Below are 424 nucleotides of genomic sequence, written 5' to 3'. Positions count from 1 at the left end.
TGCATATTTAACAAGCGAATGGTTGGTGCTTCTTCCATTAATAAAAATGAGGGTTTGGAATTACGCACACTCATTTGCTTTGTAATAGTGTGAATAATGGTTGCAATTACTGGCGAATAAGACGTTTCATATTTTGGATTGTTCACTACCGAAATTATGGCAGGATTATCCTCACCATTAATATTCAAAGGTACTTCGTCTGCGGACAATGCCATAAAAATCCGTTGTGTGCTAATTCGTTTCAGCGCATTTGCCAAAGTACTTTTTACACCAGCGGTCTGTCTGTCAGAATCCTTACCACTAATAAAAGCATCTGCCATTGCTCTCGATGTGGTGTTGGTTTCCAAAAACTGCACGAGGCTATCCGTATCAAGGTATTGGTAGATAGCTATTAAATGAGGAAGTGTGCAAAATTGCGGATAGG

1 pseudogene is annotated in these 424 nt (G+C 39.4%); it reads right to left on the bottom strand.

The annotated features are described in order from the left end of the window. Nucleotides 1–424: pseudogene (locus tag RM529_RS17805) on the bottom strand (type IV secretory system conjugative DNA transfer family protein); the annotation flags it as partial.

This window comes from Autumnicola edwardsiae, from assembly GCF_031846505.1.
Taxonomy (GTDB): Bacteria; Bacteroidota; Bacteroidia; order Flavobacteriales; family Flavobacteriaceae; genus Autumnicola; species Autumnicola edwardsiae.
This window is presented reverse-complemented; position numbering and strand designations above follow the sequence as displayed.